Raw genomic sequence first — 7,936 nt, 5'->3', positions numbered from 1 at the left:
CATCTGCGCTGAACATCAACGGCTTTCTGCGCCACCCCGAAAGAAAGGGCTTGCAAAATGTGCTGCGATTAGACGACGACCCCCTGCCCCAGTCGCAGGCGCTGAAATCAGCGGGCTGTGTCGAAATCCATGAGGAACAGGCTTCTGGCGGTGATCGTGCGCGGCCTGTGCTGGCGCGGCTGCTGGAACGGATCGGCAAGGGCGATACGCTGGTGGTGGTGCGCATCGACCGGCTTGCGCGGTCGCTGTCGCATTTGCTGGAGGTGATCGAACGGCTGGAAGCAAAGGGCGCCTTCTTCCGCTCGATTCAGGACCCGATCGACACCGGATCCCCGCAGGGCAAGTTCACGCTGCAGGTTCTGGGTGCAGCAGCCGAGTTCGAGCGCGCCCTGATCCGTGAACGGACCAAGGCTGGGCTTGCCAGCGCACGAACAAAGGGGCGGGTCGGCGGAAACCCTGGCCTGCGCGCCCGGGATCCGGCTGCGCTACGCAAGGTCCGACTGGCGCGACAGGACGGATATATAGAACGCCTGAATGAAACTGCGCAGGACTGGGTGCCCCATGTGCGTCGGCTGCGTCCCGATCTGGCTTGGGAAGATCTGGTGCGCATCATCAACGGCCCCCTACCCGAGGCCCGGCGCTGGACGCAAAGCCGTCTGCTGCGCGCTGTGAACGCCTATGTCCGCGATGGGTTCCTCCCCGCGACCGTGCTTGATCGCGCGGGCCCGCGTGCGCGAGATGATCGCCTGCCCGCCATCGTCGCGGGTATCAAGGGCGCCGATCCCGACATTACGCTTCAGGCCATCTGCGCCCGCTTGGAGAACATGCGTGAGCGCACACCCCGCGGCCGGACAAGCTGGCAGCCATCATCAGTGAAGATGTTGCTGGAGCGGGCGAAGCGGCTTGGGATGATATGAGTGAGTTTTGACGCTAAGCCTGTTCGTCACATCATGCGACATCTCCAATTAAGTGGCAACTTTACCTGCTAAGCAGTTTATCCTTGCAGATCTTCCATCGTGTGGAGTAATTGCAAGGTATGTATAAGCGCCAAACTCATCACTTTGTGCAATCCGCGCTCGAGAGCCAAGCTGCTGTTGTCCTCCTCGGCCCCCGGCAGGTTGGGAAAACCACGCTCGCTCTAGACATAGCTTCGGAGCAACCATCGGTATACCTTGATCTAGAACGAAATGCGGACAGGCAGATCCTGACCGAACCGGATCTATATCTGGATGAACAGGCGGGAAAACTCGTCATCCTCGATGAGGTGCAGCAGATGCCTGGCCTCTTCAAGAGCCTGCGTGGTCAGATCGACCAGCGCAGGCGGGCCGGTTTTCGAGCGGGCCAGTTCCTGCTCTTGGGATCAGCCTCCAACGTCCTACTCCAACAGTCGGCAGAATCCCTTGCTGGACGTGTCAGGTATATCGAAATGCCCCCTCTACAGCTTACCGAGGTGGGGGCTGATCAGTTGAATGCGCTCTGGCTGCGTGGTGGCTTTCCTGACAGCTTCATGGCTTCAAGCGATCAAGCCAGCATGGATTGGCGTCTGGATTTTCTGCGTACATATCTGGAACGTGACATCCCTGCACTCGGACCGCGTATTCCAGCCGCAACCTTGCGGCGCTTCTGGACAATGCTTGCGCATGTGCAAGGTGGTCTATTGAACGCTGCAGCCCTCGCCGAGGGGCTGGGCGTCTCCGGCCAAACGATTGGACGCTACCTCGATCTGCTCGTTGATCTCATGCTGGTGCGGCGACTGCAGCCCTGGCATGAGAATGTCGGCAAGCGTTTGGTGAAATCGTCAAAGGTTTATGTCCGCGACAGCGGGGTCGTGCATGCCCTGTTAAGCATTGGGACAATCGAGGGCTTGCTCGGGCACCCCGTCGTTGGCGGCAGTTGGGAGGGGTTATGTATCGAGGCCCTTCTTGCCGCTGCACCAACCGGCACCGAACCCTTCTTCTATCGCACTTCTGCCGGAGCTGAACTTGACTTGGTCCTTCGCCTGCCTGGGGGCGACATCTGGGCCGTTGAGATCAAGCGCACGACTGCGCCAAAGGTCTCGCGCGGGTTCTATGTGGGCGCGGAAGACATCAAGGCTAGCCGGAAGCTGTTGATCTACGCCGGAGAGCATGACGTCCCCGTGGCCGAAGGCGTTCGTGCAGTGCCTCTTGGGCAAGGGATCGGGCTGTTGAGAGCACTATAGCGCAACGCTTGTTGCGCGCGTGCACGAGAGTAAGGGGTCTACTTGTTTTGTTCAGTTTTAAGTACGCCGCGCATTTCCCTGTGGGATTTTTTCCGGTCCCCGCAGGTCTCCCGGTGCGTACCGGTTGCATGGAATGCACATCGCAGCGGCCGCCCCGTCTACAACGGCTGTGGCCCATCTTCCTCCCCTACCCTTCTATGCGGCGCTTCGCATCCAGCGTGGTCAGCCCTTGGTCAACCGCGCAGCTGCCCTTCTGGCTGCATCAGTTTCACAAGCGCCGACAACGAAACCGCCAAAGGCTTCGGCTCAATCTCCATCTTGACCTCCGACCTGGAAATTACCATCGAACCCGTCGCGAGGTCGAACAGGACGGCCTTCGCGCAACGCGTCGCCGGACGCTCCCCGTGAGGCAAGCTGACCGAGTGCGGCGGCATCTAGAAGATTCAGAAAGGGGAGACCGGCGCTGGCTACTTCACGGTGAGCATCTGTGATCACGGCTTCAACGCAAACATGGGCAAAGCCACCAACTAGGACGGTCATCTCCTGGGGTCCGAAAGACGCGGCGTGAAACATGCATGGTTGATCGGCTTCGCTCTGGTCAGCCGACTTAAACTCCAATCTTGAACGCGTTCAAGATTGGAGTTTCTGGAGCCACTGAGCCTCAAAATAAGCGCCTGAAACCTATAGGCGCGTGGTATCTTTATCTTTTGCTCAGAACCGTGCTACCATTGAAGCAGAATCGAGTCGAACTCGGACCCAACCGAAGTCAGGGCTTATAAATGAGCGGTAGTTTAGAACAGTTTTTGACGGATCTGTCACGTGGGCTTGAGCGCACGATGGTGGCAGTGAACAAGGAACTCACCTTGCGTCAGCGCATCAAGCGAACCTGGTCCATGCGCCAGTGCGCTAGGTTTCTCAATGTGAGTATTCAGTACCTGACCAAGTTCGCCAATTCGAGCGATGACTTTCCCGCAGGAGAATATGTTGGAAGAGAGCGTGTTTTCACGCTTTCAGAATTGATGCACATGCGGGCCCTTCTGGCAGCCTCGGCAAAGCGGCCGTACGACTACCTGGCCTGGCGGAAGCCTGACGCACCTTTGCCCGTCATCTCGTTTGCAAGCCAGAAAGGCGGGACCGCCAAAAGTCTGAGCGCCGCGCATTTTGCCCAGTATCTCAGCTTGCACTACGGCATGCGTGTCGGTGTTATGGATGCTGACCCGCAAAGTACAATAACGCTCTACTTCGTCGGGGGAGAGGGCCTTCCCCAAATGCCCGACGAAAACACCGCCTCTATGGTGGACTTTGCTGGACTCTTTCAGTCGGAAGACGCGCCATATACCGACCACGATGCGCAAACGCTCGATAGCTTCCTTCTCAAGACCTCCTGGCCAGGCCTGCGCCTGCTTCCAGCTCACGGCGAAACATCCGAGGGTGAGATCCAGATTGCGCGGCTTGTCCGCGAAGCCCCCGCCGGAAAGAGCTTTTACCGCTACCTACGCGATGCCATCGACCGCTGGAAAGCGGGCCACCCACCGAAAACGCCACCCAACGAATTGGTAGTCGACGGCAAGGTCGACCAGGAGCGGCTCGACACCGCACTAGCGGAGACGCTGGATGTCATCATCATCGACTATCAACCCGCGCTCACACTGTTCCAGTTGAATAACGTGATTGCGTCTACTTCACTGGTCATACCGCAAACCATGAAGGGGTTCGACATTGCGACGTTGTCGACCTTTGTGACTGGCCTGCTTGGGATGCTTCAGCACATCCTGGCCCATGAAAGGATCGAGATCGGAACCGGTGCGAACATGCTGTTGCCAACGATCGTTCAACGGTCCAATGCGCAGGATCTTAACCACATCGGAAACCTGCTAGAACATTGCCCCACGGAAATTCTGCCCGTGTTTTATTTGCGTTCCGACGCGATCTCGAACGCTTCGGACGTCTATCAGTCCGTATACGAATACGAGCCAGACACGCCGGGAAAGCGCAAGGGGATCAACCGGTTCATCACGAATGCCGATGCCGTGAACGACGCCATAATATCGCGACTCTGGCCAGGACTCGAACGTGGCTACGCCAATACTTGGATGGACGAATTCTATGAAGATGACGGCGAGGGTGAAGCATGAAACGCAGTATTCCAAGGTCGCTGGTCAGCAAGGCTACCAATCTCGATACAAACAAGGAACGTGCGAGCGGCTCCGAAGGCAGGACAGAATCGAGTGATGCTGTTTCGACTCCTTTCAAGGGGGCCGGCAGTGCCTGGAAATCAGGAGCGCTTGCGCAGTCGCAAGCTGCAGTAGAGCGAAGCAGAGCCGAGCTTTGTTTGGATATCCTCAACGGTCGCCATGAGATAAGCCTGTCGCCAGATCAAATCTCCGATCCAATGGGAACCGACCGCCGACAAGACTGGATGTCCCAGGAAGCCTTTAGGTCTTTGGTAAACAGCATCGCTTCGAACGGGCAGGACACGCCCATTCTAGTGTGGCCGGAGGATCCGGATTGGCAGCCGGATCCGTTGGACCCGTCGAATATCGCGGGGGTTCCATTCGTGATGCTGACAGGACGCCGCCGACTGGCTGCCGCGTCAGAGCTCGGTGTACCCCTTCGTGCAATACTTGCCCCGCCTGACGCGCGAAACGCTGAGAACAGCAAGTTTGAAATGTTGTTTCTCCGGTTTCGCGAGAATGAGGAGCGCGAAAATCTCAGCCCTTTTGAGCGATTGGTTTCGATTGGTGAAATGTATGAGACGCTGGCTTCTGGCGAAGAGAAACTGACAGCTGTGGCCTTCGCCAAGAAAATTGGTGTGCATGAGAGCCTAGTCTCGCGAGCACGGTCCGTTTTCGCTGCGCAGGATCAAATCTTGAACACGTTCAAGAACGTCTACGACATGAGCTTTCGTGATTTACAGGGTGCCTTAGCGAGCTTGGAGAGAACAAACAAAGCCAAGCCAAAACCAAAGACAAAGCCCCAAAAACTCACCGTTAAGCGCAAGGTGGGCAACCGAAATCTTTCGGTCACTTCCGTCGATGGAAACCTATCAATCAAGGTTGCAGGAGTGCCGATTGACCAAGAGCGTCTCGAAAAGCTTGGAGACTTAGTCGCAAGCTATTTGAACGTCGAAAACACGGAGAAGGATACCGACTGAAGACAGCGTTGGTGAGATGTTCTTCGGAACGATGAGGCAAGGAGCAAAAAAGGAACGACAAGTGAATTAACGGCAAAAGAAAAGCCCCCAAGCGGTGTGGCCTGAGAGCTGATCTTAATGGTTTGGTCACCTTCAAGATAAGTCTCACAGGATTCACTGTCAACGACGAACGCTTCTGAGCGAACGGCTTTCTTTTGCCTCCACACAACCGGAGGTGAGATACAGGCATGAAACATACAGGTTGGCGCAAGCCGACACCGGGTCTTGGGGTTGCTGAGCAGCTTGCCCAAGCCGGTGAACGGGTAGCAGTACCCAAGACGCGGGCATTTGTCGCGCTCAAGCGCGTTGGAGCGCATATAGGTCTGAAGGCCGGCGACATGATGCTCCTCGATACACTGGGGGCCTTCACGCAGGCCCAGGACTGGGAGGAGGGGCAGCGCCCGATCGTCTGGGCCTCTAACGCCTATCTGATGGAACAGACCGGCTTCTCTCTGTCGGCACTCAAGCGTCATGCGCGGCGTCTGGCAGAGAACGGTGTGATCTCTTTCCAGGATAGCCCGAATGGCAAACGGTGGGGCCGCAGAGACGCTGAGGGACGTATCGTCGAGGCCTACGGCTTCGATCTGTCGCCGCTTTCGGCTCGAGTCGAGGAGTTTGAAGAGCTGCAGGCCGAGTTGCAGGCCGAGCGCGAGCTCTGCCAGCGCTTGAAGCGTCAGATCACGGTTGCGCGCCGGATGATCCGCGCGCGGATCGAGGCGGCGGTAAGCGGCGCGTTGCGCGGGCCCTGGACGCAATTCACGGGTCTCTTCGAGGAGCTTCTGGACCGACTTCCGCGCCGCCATCACGCCTCTGAACAACTGGAGCGACTACTGGCGTGGTTCAAGGAACTTCAGGAACGAGTCGAGGCGGCCTATCTCAAGGCGACTGGTGCGATAAACCCTGTGGAAAACACCGACAAAAATGACGCCCAAGCTATAAAGCCCACATTCTCCAAGTAAGTCGCTGATTTCGCTGTCGTAATCGTGATATTTCGCATATAAATCATGGCGTTGACGGCTGCGAGGGGCGCGTTTCATGGATCACCTGGAGGGTGCGGGCTTGGCGCGGGGAGATCGGGTTGATTTCGACCGCCGTGTGCGTCTGGAGTTCCGTGGTGCGCAGATCAGTTCAGACGGTGGCCTGCTGGTGATGCGCGAGCTTGATGACGTGCTCGGCCTGTCCAATCTGGCGTCGGAGGCGCTGCGAGACAGCCGCACCGGGAAGAACACGCTCCATCGGCTTGACGGATTGTTCCGGCAATCGGTGTTCGGACGACTGGCCGGATACGAGGATGTGAACGATGCCGACCGCTTGGCCCTCGATCCCGTGATGCGTCAGGTCGTTGGCGGCAGGGCCGTCGAGGCGCAAGCTGCTTCGGCATCGCAGATGGGACGGTTCGAGACCGAGACGCTGGCTCTGGCCGCGAACCGGGCGGCGCTGGCCGATCTGAACGGCCAATGGATCGACCGGTTTCATGACCGCAACGGGTTGAAATACATCGTGCTGGACATGGACAGCTCGGTCAGCCCCACCCACGGCGATCAGGAAGGTGCTGCCTGGAACGGGCATTTCGACTGCACCTGCTATCACCCCATCTTCTTGTTCAACCAGTTTGGCATGCTGGAGCGCTGCGCCCTGCGTAACGGCAATGTCCACAGCGCCGATGGCTGGCGGGATGTCCTTGATCCCGTCATTGCCCGATATGCTGGCCGCGACCTTGGTGGACGCTTCTTCCGGGCCGACGCTGCCTACGCGATCCCCGCGATCTATATGCGGCTGGAAGAAGCCAGGTTCTTCTACGCCATCCGTCTGCCCGCCAACGCCGTCTTGCGCGAGAAGATCGCGCATCGGCTGACACGGCCCGTGGGACGGCCTTCGCTGACCAAGGTCAAACGGTTCTTCGAGGACTTCGAGTATCAGGCGGCGTCCTGGGACAAGCCGCGCCGCGTCATCGCCAAGATCGAATGGCATCCGGGCGAGCTGTTCCCCAAAGTCGGCTTCATCGTCACCAACCTGCCGATGGAGCCAGACTGGGTGGTGAGGTTCTACAACCAGCGCGGCACCGCAGAGCAGCACATCAAGGAAGGCAAATATGCCTTTCGCTGGACGCGGCTGTCATGCCGGAAGTTCCGGCACAACGAGGTGCGGCTGCAACTGCACGCGCTGGCCTACAACCTGGCAACCTTCCTGCGCTGCATCGAACTGCCCGAGGCCATGGCGGACTGGTCGTTGACCAGCCTGCAACTCAAGCTGATCAAGATCGGCGCCCGCGTCGTCCGCCACGCCCGCGCCATTACCTTCCAGTTGGCCGAGGTCGCCGTCACCGGCCCGATGGTGCGGGCCGTCCTTGCCGCCATCCGCCGTCTTCGAACGCCTCCGTCATGCGCATGACCACGATCCATGCCCAAGCTGAACGAAAGCGGCAGGACAGGTCCGTCTGCCGCGCGGGAAAGCGGCTCTGCCGGGCCAGAATGCTGCGGGTTCGAGGCTTGATCCACCCGACTTCGGCCGTTTGCGCGACGACAGACACCGCTCGGGGCGAA

At 58.6% G+C, this 7,936-nt stretch carries 5 protein-coding genes and 1 pseudogene; all 6 read left to right on the top strand.

Annotated features, from left to right (window positions below; translation table 11 throughout):
• Positions 1-50: 50 nt before the first annotated feature.
• Positions 51-917, top strand: coding sequence for a recombinase family protein (locus tag G5V65_RS21165; protein ID WP_165054488.1), 867 nt, complete (start codon positions 51-53; stop codon positions 915-917).
• A gap of 119 nt (positions 918-1,036) precedes the next feature.
• Positions 1,037-2,200 (top strand): ATP-binding protein, encoded by a 1,164-nt coding sequence (locus G5V65_RS21160; RefSeq protein WP_165054485.1) that lies wholly within the window; start codon positions 1,037-1,039, stop codon positions 2,198-2,200.
• A 779-nt stretch (positions 2,201-2,979) separates the two neighbouring features.
• On the top strand, positions 2,980-4,335 hold the full coding sequence (locus G5V65_RS21150; protein ID WP_171046067.1) for a ParA family protein: 1,356 nt from the start codon (positions 2,980-2,982) through the stop codon (positions 4,333-4,335).
• The gene (locus tag G5V65_RS21145) at positions 4,332-5,354 is read left to right on the top strand and encodes a ParB N-terminal domain-containing protein (protein ID WP_114513039.1); all 1,023 of its coding nucleotides are present in this window, start codon (positions 4,332-4,334) and stop codon (positions 5,352-5,354) included. Before G5V65_RS21150 ends, G5V65_RS21145 begins: the two co-directional genes overlap by 4 nt.
• 227 nt (positions 5,355-5,581) lie before the next feature.
• Positions 5,582-6,340, top strand: a pseudogene (gene repC, locus G5V65_RS21140) (plasmid replication protein RepC); the annotation flags it as partial.
• An 88-nt stretch (positions 6,341-6,428) separates the two neighbouring features.
• Positions 6,429-7,784 (top strand): IS1380-like element ISPme1 family transposase, encoded by a 1,356-nt coding sequence (locus G5V65_RS21135; protein WP_012112698.1) that lies wholly within the window; start codon positions 6,429-6,431, stop codon positions 7,782-7,784.
• The last annotated feature ends 152 nt before the right edge of the window (positions 7,785-7,936 follow it).

Source organism: Paragemmobacter kunshanensis (assembly GCF_011059185.1).
GTDB classification, from domain to species: Bacteria; Pseudomonadota; Alphaproteobacteria; order Rhodobacterales; family Rhodobacteraceae; genus Paragemmobacter; species Paragemmobacter kunshanensis.
The sequence above is the reverse complement of the archived record's forward strand: the minus strand, read 5'-3'. Positions and strand labels throughout refer to the sequence as shown.

Excerpts from the sequence above, each read along its gene's own strand:
- G5V65_RS21160 (WP_165054485.1), top strand. The coding sequence starts at position 1,037 with ATGTATAAGCGCCAAACTCATCACTTTGTGCAATCCGCGCTCGAGAGC.
- G5V65_RS21150 (WP_171046067.1), top strand. The coding sequence starts at position 2,980 with ATGAGCGGTAGTTTAGAACAGTTTTTGACGGATCTGTCACGTGGGCTT.
- G5V65_RS21145 (WP_114513039.1), top strand. The coding sequence starts at position 4,332 with ATGAAACGCAGTATTCCAAGGTCGCTGGTCAGCAAGGCTACCAATCTC.
- G5V65_RS21135 (WP_012112698.1), top strand. The coding sequence starts at position 6,429 with ATGGATCACCTGGAGGGTGCGGGCTTGGCGCGGGGAGATCGGGTTGAT.